This is a genomic window from Methylotuvimicrobium sp. KM2 (assembly GCF_038051925.1).
GTDB lineage: Bacteria > Pseudomonadota > Gammaproteobacteria > Methylococcales > Methylomonadaceae > Methylotuvimicrobium.
The window spans coordinates 4,576,886-4,599,075 of sequence record NZ_CP150634.1; the positions used below are offsets into that span (position 1 = coordinate 4,576,886).

Genomic DNA, 22,190 nt, shown 5'->3' on the forward strand with positions numbered 1-22,190 from the left:
ACAAATGGTAAAGCTGGGTTAATTTAGCAGCATATTGCAAAGTTTGTCTTCCAATGTCATGCGGATAGCCAAATGCTCGCCTAGAATGGACAGGTCTTGCTCGAGAGCGCTGGGCGTTAGATGGTTTTTGGCGTGTTCATACTTATCGTTGAAAACGATTGCCGCATCGGTAGTTCTCGATAGCTCGGGATAGAGTTCGTTCGCAAAAGATAACAATGCTTGGCGTTTTTCGTTACCGGACAATAACCGCTCATAAATACCGAAGTGCCAAAGCGACACGTAATCGACAAGTAATTGCGAAAATTCAGAAAGCCGAGTTTGAACTTTTTTACCGGCAGAAAAAGGCTTCAACTCGGCGATACGGCAATACATTGCCCACACCTCATGCCGTTCTTTTCTTAATTCGTCGATTAAAGCTGCCGTACCCCGGCGTCTTTCTGGAAAGGTTTGCATAACAGCGCTCATCAGTCTGCCCTCGTTTTGTTGTTGTAATGCAAATCTAATCCAAAATTTAATATAATGCAACAATCTATTAATTATTATGAAACTTTCTTGTGAAATCGATCAAGATTTACAATTTAAATGTTGCATTTTTGCAACAAACTTAAGGGCGGATTGATTATTTTGGCAATGAATATTTTTCTTGCGGTGGCGCTGCCCTGCGAGGCGAAACCGCTGGTTGCGCACTTCGGTTTGAAAAAAGACACTACGGTGCGCGCTTTCGCTATGTATCGTAATGAAGCGGTTTATTTGACCGTTACAGGACCGGGAAAAAGCGCAATGGCGGCAGGTTTGGCCTACACGCAAGCCGTTAGTGCCGGCCTTGAAAATGCGCTATTCGTCAATGTTGGAGTTGCAGGCCACAGGACGCATGATATCGGTAGCGCTTGGACAATCAATAAAATCAGCGATGCCGATACCGGTAGAAATCACTATCCGATGCCTATCTATGGCTTGCCATGCGCCGCGACATCGCTTTTGACGAGCTCCAAACCTCAGTTCGACTACAATCACGAACATTTATGCGACATGGAAGCCTCGGCATTCTTTGAGACGGCGGCGCGGTTTTCGACTGGCGAATTGATCCAGTGCTTAAAAATTGTTTCGGACAACCGGTCGGAGCCGGGACACAATCTCGATCCGAAGGTTATCGAGAAATTGATAAGAGACAACATCGGACTTTTGGATCTCCTGCTCGATAAACTCAAAGAACGGGCCACGCTTGTTAACTCCCCCGAAGCGCCTAACTTCGAGTATTGGATTCGGCAATATCGTTTTACCGTAAGCGAACAAAACCGTCTGAAGAATTTGTTGTCACGATTCTCGGTATTAACCGGCAAAAGCCTAGAGTCGACCGGTTTGGAAATGGTCAAATCCGGAAAAGACTTGTTGGCGGCCTTGGAAGGCCAACTTGATAAAATAAAGTACGAGTTATAAATCGGGCAAACAAGGTCGACAATAAGCACGGACCGAGCGCTTTATCATTCGCGCATCTAATTTCGGAAGTGCTCGATGAGTTGCTGGTCCCTTGATGTGCATTCAATGCTGGATTTTGCTCTGCTATGGGTATAATTATCGATTTAAGCAAAAAATGGGGACTGCATTATGGCTGTACGATTAGATATCGAGTTAACTGATAGTGAGAAAGCCGCTATGGCCGCGATTCCATCTACATCATGGTTTACGCAATTTATATATCGAAACGCGGAGTCTCCTATCCACCCAAATCCAAAACTTGCCGAAAATAACGAAATGAAGCAAGCCATGGTTAGCGATTGGGTGACTGAGTCGGTTAAAGGCAAAAGAGTCTTAGATTTGTTTTCAGCCAATGGAGGGTTTTCTATCATGGCCGCTCTTGCAGGTGCTAAAGAAGTGGTTGGCGTGGAGTTCTCGGAAGAACGAATCAAATGCGCTCAGTTTATAGCGAGTACACTGAAATCTGATTGCAAAATCGAATTCATACATGGCGATGTCTATCAAATACAAAACTATTTCGATGAGCCGTTCGATGTCGTACTCTGTCTTGGTGGGCTATATCACATTGCAGACCCGGCGTTTGTATTGCGTCAGATTGGTGCTCTGACTAAGGAGCGCCTACTTATGCAGACATCTCAGGTGCTGCCTATTCCCGGTAACTGGGCTAAATTCATTGTGCGGCGCCAAGATAAAACTCAAGGTGGCATGACAAGTATTCGGGGAGGGTACGGAACCTGGTTCTATTCGCCCGGTTGTCTTCGAGAGCTGCTGCTGCACGGTGGCTTTAATATTGTTGAAGAACGGCAGCCATCGATACTTAAGCGTCAACGTTTTCCGTGGTTCTTTGCATCTTGTGAGCCCTTGAACTAAGCCGAGTAAACAAGAAGCAACCCGTTAAGGGTTTCGCGAACAACACCTTCCTGCAGTTATGAAATTTGCCCAGGGCAAACGTATTAAAAATACCTTTACTCATCGTAGATGAAAATTCGGCCTCGGGGTGCCCGTTAAAGGACGCCGTAAACCCAGCACCTAAATTAGCTATAATATTAAACATAGCTAAAGGGCTATGGAATTTAGGTGCTGGGTAAATACGTCCATGTAGGCTCTGTGCCAGCTCCATGCTGGCAAAGCCTTTATGAACGCTATGGATGGCGTGAATGTCGATTTTGCAGGAGCAAAAATCGACCTAGCACCCCGAGGCCTCCTCCGGCACTGCCGAAATTTGAAGTGCGAAAGGTATAAACATAGCGTTAAGAGACATCGTGTCGGCATTTTGCGAAAGGTTTATTTGACGTTTAAAAAACAGCATGACAAAGTCGAGCTAGGCTTTTTGATGGACCAATTCAGCCTTTGGCGATACGTCATTGGGGCAAGCAGCTTGGTTTTGCTCACCTTCCTGGTTGCGTCATGGCTAGTAGGCGGTGCGTTAGTCGCTCCGAATCAGCGTTATATAGGATCGGAAAATTTAGAATTTCCGGTAGACGAGGTTATGCTCGATAGCGAATCCGGTGCCTCAATAGCGACTTGGTATGCATCGAGTGATGATGCAAAAGCGACAATTATTTTGCTGCATCCGGTTCGCGCGAATCGCAAAGCCATGCTCGGGCGCGCCAAGTTGTTTCTCGATGCGGGATATGCCGTGATTTTGATCGATTTTCAAGCGCACGGTGAAAGTTTAGGTCGATATATCACATTCGGACATCTCGAGCGCCATGATGTGCGTGCGGCTGTGGCTTATGCCCGGAAGCTGAATCCTGGGCATCGAATCGGGGTTGTTGCGATTTCATTAGGCGCCGCCGCCGCATTATTGGCATCGCCGCTAGGTGTCGATGCATTGGTTTTGGAGTCGGTCTATAGCACAATAGCCGAAGCGGTCGACAACCGGGTTGCTATGCGTGTTGGGCCATTGAGCTATGCATTGACGCCATTATTGCTTTGGCAGCTTAAACCACGCTTGGGTTTTTCACCATCGGACCTTCGCCCTATCGATTATATCGCCAAGTCCCAAGCGCCTGTTCTAATCGCAAATGGCGAACTTGACCGGCATACGCCGATTACTCAAGCACGGCAGTTGTTCGATGCGGCGAACACGCCTAAACGGTGGGTCGTTTTCAAGGGGGCGGCCCATAACGACTTATTCGAATACAATGCCAAGCAATACAAAGACGAAGTATTAGCGTTTCTCGACCGATATTTAAAACCCGGAAATAGACCGAATGCAACGACCGACAGTTTACGTTTCAGTTCCGGCTATTCGGTCCGCAAGGCTTCCAGCGGATTCAACCGGGCGGCTTTGATCGCCGGCATTACACCGGCGGCCATGCCGATCGCCAGCGACAACAAAAAGGCGGCGGCCAAGTAACCCCATGCCAATTGCACCGGCAAAGCCGGAATAAACTCGACGATCAATTGCACGGTAAGCATGCCGACGGCAATACCGACCATTCCGCCGGCAAGACTGAGCGCCAAGGCTTCGGCTAAAAACAACTGAAAAACCACACGGCGTTCGGCGCCGAGCGCCCGCAATAGGCCGATTTCGGAGATACGTTCGGAAACGGCGATCGTCATGATCGTCAAAATGCCGACCGAACCGACCAATAACGAAATGCCGCCTAACGCGCCGATTCCCAGCGTCAGAATCGATAACACCGAATCCATGGTTTCGAGCATTTTATTTTGCGTGATGATCGTAAAATCCTCTAGACCGTGACGGCGAATCAATAACTCTTTGATGGCTTGTTCGACTATTTCGACCGAAATATCGGGATTGTAAATGACATCGATCTCCATCAGGCTTTGTCGGTTGAATAATTCCAAGGCCTTGTCCGCCGGGATATAGACCGTATCGTCCAGGTCAAATCCGAGCATTTGGCCTTTCGATTCCATCACGCCGATAATCCGGTAGCGGTCTCCGCCGATGCGAATACGCTCGCCCAGCGGATTAGTGCGACCAAATAGTTCGCTAGCCAATTTACTACCCAAAACGGCGAATGCTCGAGAAGCGCTCTGTTCATCCACCGGCAGAAAACGGCCGATGACGATATTGATTTTCCAAATTTCCGGTAATGCCGAACCCACGCCGAAAACATTGGCGCGCCGGTGACGGCCTATCGTTTCCACGCGCGCATTGCCTTGCACCATCGGCATTGCGGCGATGACATTCGGGAGCCTGCCGACACTCACGGCATCATCGATCGTCAAGGGCCTCACCGTGCTAATGGTGGCTCCCGATATGCCGAAGGTCGTGGTTTTGCCTGGGGTGATCGCGAGCAGATTCGTTCCGAATTGCGTGAATTCGTCCAACACGAAACGATGAATGCCTTGTCCGATCGATGTCAGAATCACGACGGCGGCAATGCCGATAATCAAGCCCAGCGCGGTCAACGAAGAACGCAGCTTTTGATTCAGTACAGTCCGTAGCGACAATCCGGCCAAATCGAAAATAGTCATCGCCAGCTTACCTTTTCGAAAGCGCGGAAACCGGGTCCATCTTCGCCGCCTTGCGCGCCGGCAACACCCCGAAAATCAAGCCTGTCGCCAGCGATACGGCTAGCGCGGCGGCAAGCGCCCAATTCGGAAGAATGAACGGAAACGCCGGATATAGCATTTGCAACACGAACAGAATCGACTGACCGGCGGCGAGTCCTAAAACCGCCCCGGCCAACGATAACAGCGCCGCCTCGGTCAAAAACAAACGCTGCAATTGGTTTTTGGTTGCGCCTAATGCCCGCAACAAGCCGATTTCGGAAGTTCGCTGTGTCACGCTGACCAACATCACATTCATGACCAGCACGCCCGCCACCGCAAGGCTGATTCCGGCAATGCCGGCTACAGTCAAGGTAAGCGCGGTCAATATTTTGTCGAAGGTTTGCACCACGCTGTCTTGCGTAATGATTGTCACATCGTCTTCACCTTCATGACGGGCCTTGATGATCTCGCGTATATCATCGACCGCTTTATACATCGCCGGTTTTGATTTGGCTTCGACCAACACTCGGAACAGCCCTTCCGTATCGAACAGTGCTTGTGCCGAGGCAACCGGAACGATCACGATTTCATCGAAACCGACGCCAATCGACTGGCCTTCGGTCGACAGCACGCCGACGACTCGAAAACGCCGGTCATGAATACGCAACCATTGGCCGATGGCCGGTCTCTTCGGAAATAATTCCTCGCGGATCGTTTGGCCGATGACGCAGACTTGTTGAGCACGCTTGACATCCGTATCCGGTAAAAAAAGGCCCTGAGCCATAGTCAATCGACGCACGCGCTGCAGCGCATGAGTCGAACCCAAAATATTCGCCTCGCGCTCGAGCGCTTGGCCGCGCACCGAAACCGGCGCGGACCCGACCGAAATCGGCGCGACTGCGGCGATATAATGACTCCTGAATAAGGCTTCGGCATCGTCGAGCGTTAAATCGCGCGGCGTTTCACCCATGACCGGCGGGTGCCCTCCGACGGTTTCCGTTCTGCCCGGCAAAATGATCACTAAATGCGTACCGAGCGCTTCGAATTCTTGGACTATGTAATTGCGAGCGCTTTCACCCAATGCAACCAATACAGTGACCGACGCTACGCCGATGCTCATCGCGAGAATAATCAAAGAAACTCGAAGCGGCTGTGTTTTGATCGCGCTTATGGCTTGATTTAGGGTGTCGGTTATTCTCATGAAAATTTAGGGCGCAGATACCGGCATGTTTTACATAGGCTGAAAGGAAATTAAGGCTTGGCAGATTTTTTGATTTCTTATATTAAGAAGGAATCATCGAGCATGTATTGTTCTTTTGTAACTATTCAGTCCCCCGGAAATTATCGTTCCCACGCTGGAGCGCTCGGCGTTATACATAAGTCATTTATCCTGAATTCGGCAGTTTAACCATGAAGCGCATGAAGTTCATGAAGGATTCCAAGAACTTAACAAATCCTTCTCGCTAACCTTTTTGGTGAGCGAAAGTTCTATACAAACACGTAATAAGCTATTGAATTAACTTCCTATTCTTCATGATCTTCATGGTGCATGGTGAAATGCTTTTTCTAGGTTTATTATCCTTTTGCAATTATAGCCAATGAGTCCTCGATACCATTTATTGCTGCTTAGCACTCTCGGCTCCGAAATCGCGATCTGGGGATCGCTCCCACATAGCGTCCGCCGCCACTCTCTCTGTGGGAGCGACGCCTTCGTCGCGACTATCGAAGCCGTTAACGCTCAAACTCCAATAGCCTTTTCGGACAACACAGCAATTTAGAACTCGGTCGCTACTTTTTGCACAATAGGTATATTTATACTTGTGTATAACGACGAGCTCTGGAGCGTGGGAACGATAGGGGGGGGTGAATAATTACGTTCTTTTATTTAAGGCAATGTTTATAAAGTACTTAATTTATAGCTATTTTAGATAAGTTGATTATAATCGACTTGTGTTCCCTTAGAGTCAATACTTCCTTCTTCGTTGTTTTAGTAATGCGCTTGAAGGTAAAACGAATTGACTAGCGTAAACATAACAGCTGTATTTACGGATTAGATGGTTTGGTTTGTGTTAGTTGCGACTACTTGACTGCTCGGAAACACTTTGTTTGAGTTAAGCTTAATTTAAAAAGGTAATTATTAAAAATAATAACGGTATGTCTGTTTTTCGCTTCGTTTTGATGCCGCGCAACTTTGAACATCAATGAGTTAAAAAACCGCCCTGGTTATCATGAAGAGTGTATTTATCGGAGATGCCGGCAGCAGATGGGGGCATAAAGTCTGCTTGGAAGGGTTTGTTCTGCATTTTCAATCACTGCGCTAAGCAAAAAAGTTTAATCATCTTTAAGGGTGCGATTTTAGTTTTATGGCGGCAATACCAGCAGGGGCTGTCGTTACTGCCTTTCGCACTTCAAATTTCGGCAGCACCTAAGGAAGCGCCGGGGGCTGGCATAGAGCCTAAAGGGGTATATTGACGGCGTCCTTTGACGGGCTCCCCTGTGCCGAATTTTGATCTACGGTGAGTATATCTTCATGGCTGGGCTTGTCAGATTGTTACCTGAAAAAGTTGAGACATTTTCATTGCGCATGAAATAGAAGGACGATTCATCTACATAAATTGTAAATGGCCTAATAATCTTTCCATCTTGTTTATTTTGGTAATTGCCGAACGACATCCTGTCAATATTTGAGCAGGGTTTTTAATGTGAAAACTGGTATAGGTGAAATAACGATGAAAACAATAAAAACAGTGTATTTGACTATAAGTTCGACAGTTTTACTATTCGGCAGTCAATCCTTAATGGCAGCGTGTAATGACGTTCCACGGCAAGTATTGGAAAATGCAATAGTCGCCGCTGAATCAGCTGGGACTGATACCGGCGGCTATGGCTTGCCGATGTGGGTGACGATGGTGGATGAAACGGGAAAAGTTTGTCATGTGGCGACTAGCGGGACGATAGGTGCGGGAGCGGGAAACACTCAATGGCTGGGAAGCCGGATTATTTCGGCTCAAAAAGCCAATACGGCCAATGCGTTCAGCTTGGATGGCTATGCCATATCGACAGCTAACTTATATAGCGCTGTGCAGCCGGGAGGAAGCTTATACGGCCTTCAACATAGCAACCCGGTTGATTCTACTCGGGCCTATGCGGGAAGCCCCAATGCTTACGGTACGAATCGCGACCCTTTGAGGAATCGACGGATTGGTGGTGTCAATGTATTTGGCGGCGGTTTGGCATTGTACTCAGGGGGCAAAAAAATCGGCGCTATCGGCGTTTCCGGAGATACCTCTTGCCGTGACCATGCCTATGCATGGCGAGTAAGAACAGCGCTCGACATGCATCCGGGTGGCACGGGGATAAGCACTGTTAACCTTAATGCCGACGGAGTTGTTCAAACGCCTATTGCAGGTGCAACCGTCGGAGACGAGATGATCTTGACCGGCAGCGGCGGTTACTGGGATGCTTGGTCGCAGCCGGCTTGCCCTAATTCGACCAATGCCGTAACGTCCGATAACGGAACTTTGCAGGCACCTTGATAAGGATTCGGTCATAAATAACTTCCCTATTTTTTAATTTACGGTAAGCAGGTTCGGTTGCTCGATTGATAGGTGTCGGCGGCAAGGAAAGCCGCCGTCAAGCCTACACGGACGTATTCACGGCGTCCTGTCAAGCGAGTTACCGAGCCCGCTACAAAACTCATAGCTCCAGGAAGTTATTTTTCACGAAATCCTAAAGACCTCGTGGAACACAGAGAGCAGGGATAGCTCTCTTGCTTTAAATTGAAATTTTTCCGATGAACAAATTTGCGTTGCTGTGTGTTTTGATAGTGCCTTATACAATGCTTGCGGTTTTACCGCTTTTGCAACCTTCAAGACCTGGCAGCTTTTGTAGTCAGAAGTCGAGTAAAGCAGACATTAAGCCAACGCTGACACAAATTCCGGACTTACGCGTTTTAGCCGCGACATCGGGTGGACAAGTCATACCGACTCCGGAGCAAATCGAAGAAGAGCGGCTCGTCGAGGATGAGCAAGTCGCCCTCGCCGGCGAATGGTTGAAGGATCAAGAACCAAGACAGCGCGTTATCGGAGCCGAGCAGCTTTCAGCCTACCCGACAACAGAAGCCAGAGATTACCTTTTGAACGCATTGAAAAATGATAGGTCTGCTGAAGTGCGTTCGGCAGCGGCGGAAAGTCTCGGTTATTTCGCATCTGCGGAAAAGAATATTCTCGATAGTTTAATCAGCGCGTTATCGGACAGCGATGCAACCGTGCGATCCAATGCATTCAGTTCATTGCAAGTGTTACTAAATCATAGCGAAGACAATCAGGAGATACAGAAGCACATCGAGAGTCAGCTTAAAGAATTGCTCGAAACCCGTCATCTTCCCAGCGAGATGCGCGACGCTATCCAAAGCTATTTACACGATAGCACGACTTTTTTGGAATGATCCTCATTCGAGCGCTACTCTCGTTTATCGAAACACTTACTCTTCATGCTATTTTACTTTTTATTAAAACTCTCTATAAATCAATAATATATTGATTTATAGAGAGTTTTAAAATGGCTATGTTCGCGTTAATAGTTGATGCTTTTGAACTTAAAGCCAACATGCCCCCCAGGTACAACTCTGAATAACTTTCCTTTTTTCAATATCGCGCTAATGGTTGAAAGGAGGGTACGGTTGCTCGATTGACAGGTGTCGGCGCCGTCAAGCCTACATGGATGTATTTACGGCGTCCTGTCAAGCGAGTAATCGTACCCTCATCCACGCTCAGTGTATTGGAAAGCAATCATTAACTCTTTCCTAAAGGGTTTATTTAGTAGGAAAGAGAACCGTTTCAACTGCTAACGCGAACATAGCCTTTAAAATTAGGTGGCAAAGATGGATTAGGGTTTCGTGACAAATAACATCCTGGTGTTATGAGCTTTGCTGCTCGCTTGTGACAGGACGCTGGTGCTGAATTTTGACCTAAGATGGATATACTTATCTGAGGCAAATTCTAAGCCGCCAACGCAGGAGTTTGGAAACACATCGATTGATTTGGCTAGCTTCTCATTTTTTGAAGCACTTGTTGAAGCGATGCGGACAAGTCCCGGCTCATTCGATTCAGGCATTCATTGAGCGCAGCCACGATGGTCGAATAATCATCGGTTGATCCCGGCAAACGATAAGAGACTTGACGGTTTTGTATGACATACTGACCGCGACGGATAAACCATTGTGCCGTTAAACCGGCTTGTCCCTTCTGATCGACATGAAACTCCAAAATAGTCAACGAGACGCGGAGCCTAGCCTGCCTGGCTAAGCTTGAAGATCTCGCATCTACGACCTCAGCCGGGACGAGCATTGAAAGATTTTGCATCAGTACCCGGCTTATATTGGCATCGAGCGATTCTGCCCAACGGTTGAATTCGTTCAAATGATAGGTATTTCCTCCGGTTCCGACGACGATTTGCGGCCTATCGACATAGCGAGGAATACGCACCCGACCCAGTGAGATAACGGGCTTGGCTCTCGTTTCGATAGCACTACTTTCGTTTCCGTTGAGCGGTTCGAGTAGATAGAATTGCGAAGGTGGAGTTGTCCCGCCCACGCACCCTGATATGAACAAACAGGTTAAGACTGGCAAACAAAAAGGCCGGATTGCATTCATAATTCAACATTCTCTAGTTATGTTTACCGGAAATCAACGATTCCGGATGCCGTTCCAAATAATCGGCCAGTTCTTTGATCGACCGCGATGCATCGTTAACCGATTCCAGCGTTTCGATTAAAACCGATTCCGGGCCAAAGGTATCGCCGACCATGGCTACCGAGTCCTGTGCCTTATTCAAGGCGGCGGTCGCTGCGGTCAAGGCGTTGTTAGCGGAAGCCAAAATAGGTTTGATATCCTGAACCATCGATCTGGAATCTTGGACCAATAAATTCGTGTTGTTAATAGCTGTATGCGTAGTATTGAGCATCGGTTCAAGGTTGCGGTTGAGCGTGCCGACCGCCTTTTCCATCCCCTCCATGGCCTGAGCGAGAGCAACCTGAGATTGCTTGAGTTCATCGGATGCCAACAGGTCTTTCATTTCTCTTAAACTGTCGGCAAAGTCGGTGACGATTTGTTCCAGCGGCAATTCGCGTAATTGATTGACAAATTCTTCCGCCGAATTCAGGATTTCGTCGCTGGTTGTCAGGATGCCCGGAAACTCAGGAATCCCTTTATAGTCCAGCTTAGCAAACACGGGAGGCTTATTGGGGTGCTTATCTACATCGACATAGAGAAGGCCGGTCAATAAGCTTTGTGTTTCCAAGCGAGCACGAAACCCGGCCTTAACCAATCTGTCCCGAAGGGCCAGTCGCTCTTCTTTCGTCATGGCTATATTGAAAGTCTTACCACTCGTGCCCATCATCTTTTGGCGATCGATCGCTACCACGACGGGTTTATAAACCTTAATTGAGGTTTTATCGAATTGTAATGCGATATCGGTGACTTCGCCGATTTGCACGCCCTGCATTTTTACCGGGGCTCCTACATTCAGACCGTTGAGAGAAGAGTCGAAGAACACCACAAAGTAAACTTTATCCGATTTAAAAAACTGGCCGCCGCCAAATATAAACAAGGCCACGATGACCAGTGCGACCGCGCCGACCGTAAAACTGCCTATCGCCAATGGGTTGATCGGTTTACTCATAGGACTGCTAACTCCCTATTAACGCAGCAATTCCCAGTTTGAGCATTCTCACTGGATTTAGAGTGAGGGGTATCCCTGTCGAGGAACGCCGTGAACCCATCCATGGGGGCTTGACGGCAGCTCCCTGCTGCCGACATCCTCGCCAAGCATACCCCACACCCTGTTTGATCCCCAAATTGGGAATTGCTGATATTAACGCGTTGTCTCGACATTGCCCTCGCCTCGAGTCAAGAATTGAATGATTTTGGAATCTTTGGATTCGGCCAGCAAGTGTTTGGGTGATCCGGTAGCCAGCATGGTTTTGGTTTCGGGGTCGAGAAACACCGCGTTCGTGCCAATGGCAAAGATACTGGCCAGTTCGTGGGTAACAACGACAATCGTCGTGCCTAAGGCATCGCTCAAATTGATGATCAGGTCGTCCAAAAGCCTTGCGCTGACAGGGTCGAGTCCGGCAGACGGTTCATCGAAAAACAGTATTTCCGGGTCGAGCGCCATCGCTCTGGCCAGCCCCGCCCGTTTTTGCATGCCGCCGCTGATTTCGGAAGGATAATAGTCTTCGAAACCTGCAAGACCTACCAATGCGAGTTTGTAAGAAACGATATCGGCGATTTCCGTGCGGCTGAAATCGGTAAATTCGCCGAGCGGCAAGGCAATATTTTCGGCCAAGGTTAGCGAGCTGAATAAGGCGCCGCTTTGATACAGCACGCCTATGCGCCGCAAGATTCGAATGCGTTCCGCATCGCTTGCGCGCCAAAAATTTTGCCGATCGTAAATGATATCGCCCTCTGCCGGTCGCTGAAGGCCGATTAAGTGTTTGAGCAGTGTGCTTTTGCCGCAACCGCTGCCGCCCATGATAACGAAAACATCGCCTCGGTTAATCGTAAAATTCAAATCGCGCTGAATCACGAATTCGCCGTAAGCCATCGTCAAGTCTTTTACCGTGATATGAGGTGTGTTCATGATGAGTTCCGAAATGGGGGGCGGATTCCAAAAAATGTCATGTATTTTTTACCATGAAGCGCATGAAGGACTTGAAGATACAGCATTTTCAATTTAAATGCGTTACTCACCCTTAACAGCCTATGTCATCAGCAATCTAGCCCCGCCATTGTTTTGATATTTTTAGTCATTAACGGGATTTGAAAACGCTGTATTACTACATTGAATTTATCTATTCAGTTCATCTGTGATATTGGGACAGTTCATAAAACACTCAATTTTCTTCCCTTCATTATCTTCATGCCCTTCATGGTAATAAAAAACAAGCTATAAACATTGTGCTGCTGCATCAGCACCCCCGAAATGTATTCAAATGCCCAGTCGATTGCAGATCAAGGTGATGATAGAGTCGGCTACGACGATATAGACGATGCTGTTGACGACGGCGGCCGTCGCGGCATCCCCGACCGCCGAGGCGCTGCGTCCGCATTGCATGCCTCGCATGCAGCCTGCAGTGGCGATCAGTACCGCAAAGACCAAGCTTTTGAATAAACCTATGCTGAAGTCGGTGAGATCGACGGCCTTGCTGAGTTGAGTAAAATATTGGATCAAGGAGACATCGAAGGCGTTGGTAGTAACGATGGCTCCGCCGAGTATACCCATAAAGTCGGCATAGATACACAGTAACGGCAGCATTAAGATTAACGCCAACATTCTCGGCAACACCAGAAATTCCATCGGCGATATACCCATGGTCTTGAGCGCGTCTATTTCGCTGTTGACATTCATCGTGCCCAACTGCGCGGCATAGGCTGCTCCCGTACGGCCGGACATAATGACCGCCGTCATCAACGCGCCCATTTCGCGTACCGTTCCCAAGCCAACCAGATCGGCAATGAAAATTTGCGCGCCGAACATCGCCAGTTGCACCGCGCCGACGAAAGCGAGAATCAGGCCGACCAATAAACTGATCAGCGTAACGATCGCCAAGGCTCCGGGGCCTGTCTCTTGTAGACACAAAAATAAATCGACGGCGCGAAATCGAGCCTTGCCTCGCATCAGCGAAATCCCGGCCTGTACCGTTTCACCGATAAATATAACGAGCCCTTTGGTGTCGGCGAGTCCGCTTAACACCATCTTGCCAATTTTAGCCAAGGCCGGTGTTTGTTGCGCCGAACGGCGATCGCCGGCTCGTTCCGGTACTGCACGAGCGAGTTTGAGTAGGCCTTGAACGCCTTCCGGAAGGCCCGATAAGTCGGCTTGAATGCGCTTGGCCTGGCAATAGTCCAGGATTGCGAGTAGATACGTCGGCAAGCGGCTGTCCCAACGCTCAAGATCGCCGGCTTGCAGCTTTAATCGCGCAGAGGGTGTGGCGGCGGCAAGTTGCGCCAACACTTGTTCGACAGGTTTTATATTAGCGCCTTGAATCCAACTGCCGGCCAAGCGAATTGACCAGGTATCCGCATCGATTTGCTCAAACTTGATATGGTCCGAGATATCTTTTATATCTGTCATGCCGGTAGTCGCTTTCATCAAAAGTTTATCCACAAATTTTTTGGCCGAAAAAACATAAGGACTTCATGACAAATAACTCCCGGGTGAGTATTCAGTCCCACGACCATTTACGTTCCCATGCTCTGCGCTCATCGTTATACATAAGTCAAAAATTACCGTTTTGCAATCTTAGCTAATGAGTCTTCGATACCATTTATTGTTACTTAACACTTTCGACCTCGAGATCGCGATCTGGGGATCGCTCCCACAGAGCATCCGCCCCCTTGTGGGAGCGACGCCTTCGTCGCGATTTCGAAGCCACTGATGTTCAATATCCGCAGATTTATCAAACAACACCGTTCTCAGGTATACGATGACCTCTGTTTAGCAAGTTTACCGATACTTGTGTATAACGATGAGTGCTCTGCGTGGGAATACCTGAGTACCGCTCCAGCGCTACGAGACGCTAGAGCGTCTGGGGCTGCATTCCCCACGCTGGAGCGTGGGAACGATAGGGGAGTGAATAATTACACTCCTGGAAGTTATTTCATCGTTCTCATGCTCTCTTGCCTTTATACGCAACGCGGATTCAACTAACAAGTGCAATTCATTTTGAGTGATAAATTACCAGCCGGTCGCGTCGCGCTCGAAAAAAGGATCGGGACGGTCAATAGTCGAGCAACGGAAATAAATCAATCAATCCATCGGCGGGAAGCGGCTTGGAATATAAAAAGCCTTGTCCGAAACGGCAACCCGCTTGCATCAAGTAGGTGGCTTGTTCGTTATTTTCAATGCCTTCGGCAATTATTTCCAGGCGCATCTGGCGAGCAATCAAAATAATCGAATGGACAATCACTTTATCGTCCGGGTCGTTCAAAATGTCCCGGACAAAGGAGCGGTCGATCTTGAGCGAATTGATCGGAAATTTTTTAAGATACGTTAACGAGGAATAACCGGTGCCGAAATCGTCCAACGATACGGTTACGCCCATTTGCATCAATTGCTGCAAAACTCGTATCACTTCCGACATATGTTGCATCATGACGGTTTCGGTGATTTCAATCTCCAAAAACCTGGCGTCAAGTCCGGTGCTATCCAGACACTGCCAGATCGAATGCGCTAAGTCATTTTGCAAAAATTGACGCGCCGATAGATTGACACAAATTTTTTTTAATTGCGGCTGGCCTTGATCGCGCCAAATCTTGAATTGCTTGCACGCAGTTTTTAAGACCCATTCGCCGATGGCAACGATCATACCGGTTTCTTCGGCAATCGGAATAAAGTCATCGGGTGAAATCAGTCCTTTTCTCGGGTGATTCCAACGTAATAAAGCTTCGAAACCGATAATTTGATTCGGTGTTGTTTGTAAGTCGATCAAAGGTTGATAATATACGACCAATTCTTGGTTGGGCAGGGCATGATGCAGATCGTTTTCCAGTGTGCTGCGAGTGAGCGCATCGGAGCGCATGCTGTCGGAGAAGTGTTGGTAATTATTGCGTCCCGAAGCTTTTGCTTGGTACATTGCGGTATCGGCGTTTTTGATCAGCTCATCGACCGATGAGCCGTCTTTCGGAAATAGCGTGAACCCGATACTGCCCGACGTGATGAACTGGTTGCCGGATAAATCGAAAGGTTGCGATAACACGTCGAGTATTTTTTTGGCGATTTCGGCGCTGTGCTGTGCCGCACTCTGTTCGTCGACGAAATCGGTCAATAAAATAACGAATTCGTCGCCGCCGAAACGCGCGACCGTGTCGCTTTCTCGCACGCAGCTTCTGAGGCGTTTGGCCACATTTTGCAACAATAAGTCGCCCGCAAAATGCCCGAGGGTATCGTTGAGTATTTTGAAACGATCCAGATCAAGAAAAAACACCGAAAGCCATAGTTTATGGCGTACCGCTTGAACGATGCCTTGCTTGAGCCGGTCGTTCAATAAAGCGCGATTCGGTAGTTCGGTCAATGTATCGAAATAACAGCAGTTCTCAATTTAGCCCATGCTGGTAAACTGGGCTGATTTTTTCATATCCGTACACGGACGATGGCTTACCCTTTTAAAGAAAAAGAACAATTCACGCAAGCTCGCTTGATCGAGCGAATCAGGCAAGTCTTCGAAACCTTGCCCGACGGTCGCAGTGGGACTGGTGTTTACCAGAAATACAGTATGGTCGATGCAGCACTGAGCGCCTTTTCGGTGTTTTTTATGCAATCACCCTCGTTTCTGGATCATCAGCGGACGATGCAAAAAGAGCGCGGCAAGAATAACGCACAGAGTTTGTTTGGAGTCTACCAAATTCCGAGTGACAACCAGATTCGGAATCTGCTGGATGCGGTGTCACCCGACGCCCTATGGCCACTGTACCGATGGGTGCTGCAGGCATTGGAAGCGCAAGGCAAACTCAAAGAGTTCCAAGTGCTGGGTGATAGCGTGCTGGTGGCCTTGGATGGGGTGGAGTATTTTAGTTCGCAGAAGATTCATTGCGCCTGCTGCTCAACGAAGACACTCAAGAACGGTGCTATCCACTATGCTCACAGCGCAGTTACCCCGGTAATCGTTTCGCCACATCAAGCGGATGTCATTCCGTTGGCACCCGAATTTATCGCACCGCAAGACGGAAGCGATAAGCAAGATTATGAACTGGCAGCCGCGCGGCGCTGGTTGGAGCGCGAAGGCGGCCACCTGCCGGCGAACGTGACGTTTTTAGGCGACGATTTATATTGCAAACAGCCTTTTTGCGAATACCTCAAGCAACAGGGTCGGCATTTCATTCTGGTGTGCAAACCGGAATCCCATAAAACCCTCTACGAGTGGGTGGAGGATTTTCAGCGGCTCGGGCAGGTTGAAGTGATCGAAAAACGCCGCTGGACAGGCAAGCAACGACTGACCGAGCGTTACCGCATCGCTCAGCAAGTGCCGTTGCGCGACAGCGACGATGCCCTATTGGTGAATTGGTGCGAAATTGAGGTCATCGATGAACAAGGTCATATCGTTTACCGCAATGCGTTCGCCACGGATTACGCATTAGGCGCGCATAATGTGGCCGATATCGTCAGCGCCGGTCGTACGCGCTGGAAGATCGAAAACGAAAATAACAACACATTGAAAACCAAGGGATATAACTTCGCGCATAACTTCGGGCACGGTAAAAAGCACCTCGCGGCCTTGTTAGCCAGCCTGATCATTCTAGCTTTTCTGGTTCATACGTTGTTGCAATGGTTCGATCAATGCTATCGCTTGCTGCGTGAAGAATTGTCCAGCCGCAAGACGTTTTTTAACGATTTAAGGGCGCTCACCCGCTATTTTTGTTTTGATAGCTGGCAACATTTGATGGAATTTATGCTTGATGGCTTGAATATCCCCATTCCACACTGAGAGCTCTTATGGTTATCTGCTTAAATTGAGAATTGCTGTCGAAATAAGCCAATTGTTCGATTTGCTTCTCATTGAGTTTGCGCAGCGTGAAGTCGGAGAAGATACCGATATAATGACTGACGCGACCGAATTTATCATTGATGCGGCAAATACTTAGCCATTCGGCGTATAAATCTCCATTTTTTCTACGGTTCCAGATTTCGCCTTGCCAGCAGCCTTCCTTGTTGATTTTTTGCCACATATCGCGGTAAAACGCCGGACCTTGTCGTCCCGAGGAGAGGGTTTTGGGCGTTCGACCGATGACTTCGGCCGGTTTGTAGCCCGTTACCGCAGTAAAAGCGAGATTTATCTTAAGAATGGTCGTATCGGGTGCGGTAATCATGATGCCTTCCTGGCTATGCTCGAATACTTTCGCGGCAAGTTCTAATTGCGCTTCCATTTTTTTGCGTTCGCCGATCGCAATGATATTGACTAGTAAACAATCTTGGTTGAAATCGGCGCTCGCGCCGGCTTGGTTTTTTATCAGGCGTCCGCTGAGTTCAACGTAAATGGGCTTTTTGTGCATATCGAGCAACCTCACCTCGATGTGCTTTCCGTCCGGTTTTTTATAAAACGCGCTGTAACGTGCGTTAAAAATACTCAAATCGTCGGCATGAATAAAAGCGGCTAGAAATTTATCGCGTAATTCGCTATGGTTTTTACCGAGCATTTCTTGCACGGTCCGATTCGACTGCAAAATGCGTCCTTTTTCATCCAGTCTTAAATAACCTACCGGCGCTAGGTCGAACAGTTTAATGAAGTCGTTTCTCGACGCAATGAGTTGTTGCTGCGCTTCTACAAGCTGCTCGTTCTGCATGCGCAGTTCGATTTGATGCACGTTCAGTTCGTGAAATAGCGTCTGCAGATCATGCGGCGAAACCGCATCGAGATTGACCGGCTCGAAATTGATTAAGGATTCCGCTTCATGTCTTAAATTGTCGATATCCGCTGGTTTTTTCTTCATCTTGCGTGCCGGTTTAGTGTCGTTGTTCGCTGACCGCAATCAAAAGCGCTTCTCCGGCGTGATCTCCGAGAACCGATGCGCTTATTTTGATGGCTAATTCTAGATGATCTTTGGTGACTCTTCGGGTCAATAGGGTTTGCGGGGCCGAGCAACCCAGAGTCAATCCGGCGATAAAATGCTGTATTTGCGTTCTGCCGGATTCGGGCGTTAGGTCTGCGATATTACGGCCTATGGCTTCTTGTTTTTGCCATCCGTATAAATTCTCGGCGCCTTTGTTCCATGCGGTTATTTTTCCTTGTGGGTCCAGTAGAAGCAATGCTTCCTCGGTATCCATCACGAGCGAAGCAAGGCGTTGAAGGCAACTTACGCAATCGTTTTTGACCGCCGTCAGATGTGCGCTGATATCGCGTTCGGTCAAGGCGATCAATTCGTTGCCTTGGCTTTCGGAATAGAGCAGCGAAGCCGTGACGGAAACATCGATCAACTTGCCGCTTTTGGTAATACGCCGAGCTTCGAATTGCGACACGGCTTCGCCTAGATGATTTTTTTGCTGCAGCTTAGCGGCGATCGAAATGTCGGCAGACGGCATAAGCGATTGAAACTTCATTTCCAGCGCTTCCCGTTCAGTCCACCCGTACAGTTTTTCGGCGCCGCGGTTCCAGGTGACGATGTTGCCTTCCAAGTCTTGCAGCGTGATCGCGTCGTCGGAATAAAGCGCGAAATTGGCCAAGCGTTCCCGTTCCATTTTTTCGCGTATCTTAAGCTCGGTTTCGGTGCGTTTTAGCCGGTCGATATCGATGAAGGTCAGAATGATGCCGGCATAGACATTGTCGGATATGGCATAGGGCAAAACGCGCAATAGATACCAATCGCCGTTGGCGGTTTGCAATTCTTGTTCGAACGGCGTTTGATTTTCGGACACCTCATTGACGATTGCATCCAGGTTGAAGTCGAGAACAGAATGCGACAAATGAAAAAAGGGCCGGCCGAGATCGTTTTCTCGGATATGGAATATCGATTCGAGTTGGTGGGTGAAGCGCCTGACTTCGAGATTTTCATCGAGAAAAAGCGTCGCGATATTGGTGCTATTGAACAAATTATCCAAGTCGTTATTAAGCAGCGTTAATTCGGTGATCTTGCCTTGATACTCGGCGTTGACGGTGTACAGCTCTTCATTGACCGATTGCAGTTCCTCATTAGTGCTTTGCAGTTCTTCGTTGCTGGCTAGCAGTTCTTCATTGGTGGCTTGCAGCTCTTCGTTGGATGTTTCCAGCTCCTCTACCGTCGTTTGTAGATTTTCTCGCGTGAATTGTAATTCCTGCTCTAAATCGTTGATGCGTTGCCGGGCATCCATGTCGGCGTCGTAGGTGAGTGGTTCGATCGAGTTTGGCTTATTGGGCTCGGTCGTTTCGCTGATCATGACCGCGAGCAATTTTTCCTGGCTTTTCTTGCCGGGCAAGTTTTTGACGGTCAGCGTAACCGTTCTTAATTGATCATGGCCGTGAATGCGTATATTGGATAAGACGATTTCATTCGTGCCTTTTAACGCTTTATTGATACCGGTTGCAATGGGTATGGCCAGGTCCTTGATAACGATTTTCGTGACGTCGCTGCTGATCTTACCGCTGGGATAGGATAAATAGTCTCTGGCTTCACCGAAGGTATGCGAGATTTCCATGTTTTCGTTGACAAGCATCGTAAACGGCAAAATATCACCTGCAATGCCGTTGACGAAACGCTCCAACGTTCGATCTTCGGAAAAACGATTGATGGATGGACGGTTGAAAGTCGTTGTGAAAGAAGGCTGAAAGATAGAGCCTGAAATTGGGCGTGGCTCCAAAGGTGTCAGCCCGGTTGCTTTGTATTTACCTTTGGAGCGGTATAGTTTGGTTTTGGGACTGACAAAGTCGAAATAATCGACCATATCGCCGATCGTTTCGCTGGTGCCGAGTAGTAGCAAACCGTCCTTGGTCAGCGAAAAATTGAATAACTCCAGGATCTTTTTCTGTAAAACGGGCTGCAGATAAATCAGCACGTTTCTACAACTGATCATATGGATATTTGTGAATGGCGGGTCCTTGATCAGGTTATGTTGGGCGAAAACCACCATTTCCCTAATTTTTTGCGTGACTTGAAAATTGTCTTCCTTTCGTGAAAAGTATTTGCTCAACAGTTCCGGAGGCACATCGGCGGCAATGCTTTCAGGATACAAACCGGCGCTCGCTTTCTCGATAGCGCTTTGATCGATATCGGTCGCGAATATTTTGATGCGAAAGTAATGGTCGGATTGTTCACGATATTCGGCGAGTAACATCGCCAGCGAATAAGCCTCTTCGCCAGTCGAGCAAGCGGTTACCCACAAACGCAAGTCTTCGCCTTGCAGTCGACCGATCGATTCAGGCAGCCATTTTTCATTGAACTCTTGAAAAACGAATTCGTCCCGGAAAAAACAGGTCACGCCGATCAAAAGCTCTTGATAGAGCGTATTGATTTCTTGCTGGTTCGTTTCCATGAACCGGACATAGTCGGTCAAGTCGGCAAGTTGATTGATGCTGACCCGCCTCTCGATACGGCGCATCACGGTACTGGGTTTGTAATAGGTAAAATCGATTTTGCATTTTTCGCGAAGCAACGCGAAGATGCGGGTAATGCTGGTTCCGCCTTGTGGAATGATGTCCGTTTCCAAGCTGCCGGAATAAGGATGTTTGATGAAGGATAATAACTGCGTCGGCATTTCGTCCGGCGCCAGAATAAAATCGGCCAGTCCGGTTCCGGTTGCGTTGTTCGGCATGCCGGTGAATTTGGCGGATTCTTCGTCTTGCACCATCACCATGCCGCCGTGTTCCTTGATTGCGCGAATGCCGCGCGTGCCGTCGCTGCCCGTTCCGGACAAAATAATCGCAATCGCGTGGCTACCCGCGTCTTCGGCTAGAGACCGCAAGAAGATATCAACCGGCAAATTAAGACCTTCGCTTCGAACTTGTTCTTTGAGCAACAGCTTGCCGTGAAAAATGGTTAGGTTTTGACGCGGGGGTATCAGGTAAATATGGTTCTGGTTGACTGCCATGCCATCCTCGATCCGATGTACGGGCATTTCGGTATGCTTGGACAGTAATTCGGCCATCAGGCTTTTATAATCGGGAGAGAGATGTTGGACGACGACAAATGCGAGTCCTGAATTGATCGGCATTTTCTTGAAGAATGACTCGATAGCCTCAAGGCCGCCGGCCGAGGCGCCGATGCCGACGATATAAGGCGCCGTAGATTCGAAGGAAGTGCCGTTTTCCATTATTGTATTATTGTTGTTAGGGTTAATCGGTCGGCTAAGACTAACATTTTAAGCATACAAATGTTGAAATAAAAATACGGATTTTTGCAACCTGAAAATCATGTCTGTATCTATATGGGAACCTTTGCAAACCAACAAAACGACTACGGCACAGTTTTTTGGGCGAGTATTTAACCCCGGCATTCTCACTTACAGTAGATAATTAGAGCACTTCTTCGGGGTCAAAAGTTCTTTAACTTTGAAAGCTCGTAGATTTGGACTCTTTATCTAAATTTTCGATATACGGCGCTGAACAGCGCAAATGCCGGTTCCGAAGAGGGGGCGGTTGCTCGATCGACAGGCGTCGGCGGCAAGGACAGCCGACGTCGAGCCTTTACCGAGCACCTCAAGGCCTCCTCCGGCACTGCCGAAATTTGAAGTGTGAAAGGTATATCTTGGATAATTTAGGTGCTGGGTTCACGGCGTCCTGT

At 48.4% G+C, this 22,190-nt stretch carries 17 protein-coding genes; 6 read left to right on the top strand and 11 right to left on the bottom strand.

What is annotated here, in order from left to right:
- Nucleotides 1–18: 18 nt before the first annotated feature.
- Nucleotides 19–465: a sigma D regulator gene (locus tag WJM45_RS19335; RefSeq protein ID WP_341326650.1), complete on the bottom strand. Its 447-nt coding sequence runs from the start codon at nucleotides 463–465 to the stop codon at nucleotides 19–21.
- A 117-nt stretch (nucleotides 466–582) separates the two neighbouring features.
- Between WJM45_RS19335 and WJM45_RS19340 the strand changes: the two genes are divergently transcribed.
- From WJM45_RS19340 to WJM45_RS19350, 3 genes are all read left to right on the top strand, one after another.
- Complete coding sequence (locus WJM45_RS19340; protein ID WP_341326651.1) at nucleotides 583–1,437, top strand: hypothetical protein; 855 nt, start codon at nucleotides 583–585, stop codon at nucleotides 1,435–1,437.
- A gap of 168 nt (nucleotides 1,438–1,605) precedes the next feature.
- Nucleotides 1,606–2,346, top strand: coding sequence for a methyltransferase domain-containing protein (locus WJM45_RS19345; RefSeq protein WP_341326652.1), 741 nt, complete (start codon nucleotides 1,606–1,608; stop codon nucleotides 2,344–2,346).
- Nucleotides 2,347–2,764: 418 nt separating this feature from the next.
- Nucleotides 2,765–3,838 carry an alpha/beta hydrolase gene (locus WJM45_RS19350; RefSeq protein WP_341326653.1) on the top strand — a complete coding sequence of 358 codons (1,074 nt, stop codon included), beginning with the start codon at nucleotides 2,765–2,767 and terminating at the stop codon, nucleotides 3,836–3,838.
- Here the strand turns inward: WJM45_RS19350 and WJM45_RS19355 are convergent.
- Together WJM45_RS19355 and WJM45_RS19360 are read right to left on the bottom strand one after the other, a co-directional pair.
- Nucleotides 3,727–4,926, bottom strand: coding sequence for an ABC transporter permease (locus WJM45_RS19355; RefSeq protein WP_341326654.1), 1,200 nt, complete (start codon nucleotides 4,924–4,926; stop codon nucleotides 3,727–3,729). The two genes, WJM45_RS19350 and WJM45_RS19355, sit on opposite strands and share 112 nt — an antisense overlap.
- A gap of 7 nt (nucleotides 4,927–4,933) precedes the next feature.
- Entirely contained in the window at nucleotides 4,934–6,145 is a 1,212-nt protein-coding gene (locus tag WJM45_RS19360) for an ABC transporter permease (RefSeq protein WP_341326655.1), read from the bottom strand.
- 1,528 nt (nucleotides 6,146–7,673) lie between these two features.
- Between WJM45_RS19360 and WJM45_RS19365 the strand changes: the two genes are divergently transcribed.
- The gene (locus tag WJM45_RS19365; protein WP_341326656.1) at nucleotides 7,674–8,480 is read left to right on the top strand and encodes a heme-binding protein; all 807 of its coding nucleotides are present in this window, start codon (nucleotides 7,674–7,676) and stop codon (nucleotides 8,478–8,480) included.
- Between the two features lie 38 nt (nucleotides 8,481–8,518).
- Here WJM45_RS19365 and WJM45_RS19370 read toward each other — a convergent pair whose 3' ends face one another.
- Nucleotides 8,519–8,644, bottom strand: a complete 126-nt coding sequence (locus WJM45_RS19370) for a hypothetical protein (protein WP_341326657.1) — start codon at nucleotides 8,642–8,644, stop codon at nucleotides 8,519–8,521.
- A 93-nt stretch (nucleotides 8,645–8,737) separates the two neighbouring features.
- Between WJM45_RS19370 and WJM45_RS19375 the strand changes: the two genes are divergently transcribed.
- Complete coding sequence (locus WJM45_RS19375; RefSeq protein ID WP_341326658.1) at nucleotides 8,738–9,391, top strand: HEAT repeat domain-containing protein; 654 nt, start codon at nucleotides 8,738–8,740, stop codon at nucleotides 9,389–9,391.
- A gap of 598 nt (nucleotides 9,392–9,989) precedes the next feature.
- Here the strand turns inward: WJM45_RS19375 and WJM45_RS19380 are convergent.
- From WJM45_RS19380 to WJM45_RS19400, 5 genes are all read right to left on the bottom strand, one after another.
- A complete protein-coding gene (locus WJM45_RS19380) occupies nucleotides 9,990–10,538 on the bottom strand; it encodes a PqiC family protein (RefSeq protein WP_341326659.1) in 549 nt (182 codons plus the stop codon).
- Between the two features lie 73 nt (nucleotides 10,539–10,611).
- A complete protein-coding gene (locus tag WJM45_RS19385; RefSeq protein WP_341326660.1) occupies nucleotides 10,612–11,625 on the bottom strand; it encodes an MlaD family protein in 1,014 nt (337 codons plus the stop codon).
- Between the two features lie 192 nt (nucleotides 11,626–11,817).
- A complete protein-coding gene (locus WJM45_RS19390; RefSeq protein ID WP_341326661.1) occupies nucleotides 11,818–12,585 on the bottom strand; it encodes an ATP-binding cassette domain-containing protein in 768 nt (255 codons plus the stop codon).
- Between the two features lie 348 nt (nucleotides 12,586–12,933).
- Nucleotides 12,934–14,097, bottom strand: a complete 1,164-nt coding sequence (locus WJM45_RS19395) for an ABC transporter permease (protein ID WP_341326662.1) — start codon at nucleotides 14,095–14,097, stop codon at nucleotides 12,934–12,936.
- A gap of 628 nt (nucleotides 14,098–14,725) precedes the next feature.
- The gene (locus WJM45_RS19400; protein WP_341328981.1) at nucleotides 14,726–16,045 is read right to left on the bottom strand and encodes an EAL domain-containing protein; all 1,320 of its coding nucleotides are present in this window, start codon (nucleotides 16,043–16,045) and stop codon (nucleotides 14,726–14,728) included.
- Nucleotides 16,046–16,096: 51 nt separating this feature from the next.
- On the opposite strand from WJM45_RS19400, the gene WJM45_RS19405 reads away from it, so the two are divergent.
- On the top strand, nucleotides 16,097–17,428 hold the full coding sequence (locus WJM45_RS19405) for an ISNCY family transposase (RefSeq protein ID WP_341325811.1): 1,332 nt from the start codon (nucleotides 16,097–16,099) through the stop codon (nucleotides 17,426–17,428).
- Here WJM45_RS19405 and WJM45_RS19410 read toward each other — a convergent pair.
- Both WJM45_RS19410 and WJM45_RS19415 read right to left on the bottom strand, forming a co-directional pair.
- The gene (locus tag WJM45_RS19410) at nucleotides 17,391–18,431 is read right to left on the bottom strand and encodes a PAS domain-containing protein (protein WP_341326663.1); all 1,041 of its coding nucleotides are present in this window, start codon (nucleotides 18,429–18,431) and stop codon (nucleotides 17,391–17,393) included. The two genes, WJM45_RS19405 and WJM45_RS19410, sit on opposite strands and share 38 nt — an antisense overlap.
- Nucleotides 18,432–18,444: 13 nt before the next feature.
- Nucleotides 18,445–21,720, bottom strand: coding sequence for a chemotaxis protein CheB (locus WJM45_RS19415; protein ID WP_341326664.1), 3,276 nt, complete (start codon nucleotides 21,718–21,720; stop codon nucleotides 18,445–18,447).
- Nucleotides 21,721–22,190: the final 470 nt, after the last annotated feature.